The organism is Candidatus Saccharimonadia bacterium (assembly GCA_035544015.1).
Classification (GTDB): Bacteria; Patescibacteriota; Saccharimonadia; order UBA4664; family UBA4664; genus UBA5169.
In genome coordinates this window covers 1-1,350 of the sequence record DATKIP010000006.1, presented here as the reverse complement: position 1 = coordinate 1,350, position 1,350 = coordinate 1, and the positions used below count along the sequence as shown (strand labels likewise).

General features: G+C 59.0%; 2 protein-coding genes. One reads left to right on the top strand and one right to left on the bottom strand.

What is annotated here, in order from left to right:
- On the top strand, positions 1 to 183 hold a 183-nt coding region (locus tag VMT30_00050), incomplete at its 5' end, for a hypothetical protein (protein HVQ43347.1).
- A gap of 42 nt (positions 184 to 225) precedes the next feature.
- Here VMT30_00050 and VMT30_00045 read toward each other — a convergent pair.
- A protein-coding gene (locus VMT30_00045; protein ID HVQ43346.1) for an IS630 family transposase occupies positions 226 to 1,295 on the bottom strand; the annotation gives its coding sequence in 2 pieces (ribosomal slippage) (positions 226 to 791 and positions 791 to 1,295; 1,071 coding nt in all).
- Between the last annotated feature and the right edge of the window lie 55 nt (positions 1,296 to 1,350).

Below are 1,350 nucleotides of genomic sequence, written 5' to 3'. Positions count from 1 at the left end.
CTGGACATCATTGGCGCCCACTCACCTACTTACTACTGCGGAAATCGCATTTGGCTGACCAACTGCGTAAATCGCGGATCGGAGCGTAGTCCGTTCCAACGCGGGTCGAGGCGCAACCAGACCAGCCAGTTCGATCTTTCGTCGAAAGCGTTGTTGAGCGACGCGAAGGCGGCATCGTTCTGACCGAGGCCGGCATGGACGAGCGCGATGCCGTAATACCAATCCTCAGATTGACTGACCGACGGCTGCCCAATCGCGGCGAGCGATAGACATGATTTTCCAGGGTTGATCGATGAGCGTCCTCCAAGCGTAGCAGCAGTGATCGAGAATGTCGTCGAAGGATTTAAAGACGCGGTTCGACAACCAATTTTGACGCATGAACTGCCAGATGTTTTCTTGGGGATTGAGTTCGGGCGAGCGCGGCGGCAGCGGCAAGAGCGAGATATTGCGTGGAACCCTGAGGTCTTTTGCGCCATGCCATCCGGCTTGATCGAGGATGAGAATGGCGTGAGCGCCGGGGGCGACTTCGGTTGCGATTTCGTCGAGGTGAAGCTGCATGGCTTGGGTGTTGCACGCCGGCAGCACGAGGGCTGCGCCAGTTCCGCGTTCGGGGCAGACTGCACCGAACAGATAGGCCGATTGGGTGCGTTGATCGTGATCGGCTCGCGGACGTGAACCCGTCCTGGCCCAGCGGTAGGTGATCTTGTTCTTTTGGCCAACCCGCATCTCGTCTTGGAACCACACTTCTACCGATGTGCTCGGTGCGAGCTCCTTGCGGATTTCGGCGACGCGTGCGGAAAAGTTTTTTTAAACGCGTCCATCGCCTCCGCGTCTTGCTTGTAGGCCTTCGGCCTCGCACTCACATGCGAAAAGCCCAGTTCTTTCATGGCCCGGTAGATGGTGTCGTCCGATACCGAGAGCGCAAACTCCTCGTATAGCCGCATGATCAGATCGCAGGCCCGCCAGCGCACGACACCATGGATTGCGGGGGTTGGGCCTTCATCTACGATCCGGGCCAGAAATGCCTTGTGCTCCTCGTCGAGCTTGGCGGGAGCACCTGGGGAAGCAATGTTTATCAGACCGTCCGGTCCCTGTTCGTTGAAGCGGATCACCCAGTCCCGCAGCGTCTGGCGGTCCATACCACCAGCTTTCGCCGCCTCTTCCCGCGATGCTCCGTCGAGGATCGCAGCGACCGCCAGAAGCCGACGTGCCTGCGCCGCGTCCTTCGTCCGTTTGGCCAAACGGCGAACTTCGGCGCCCGAATAGTCTGTTTTCACTGCAATCGCTCGACCCATGACAAACCGCCCTCCGGTTGCCAGGTTGAATCATTTCGCGAGCGATTCGGAAATC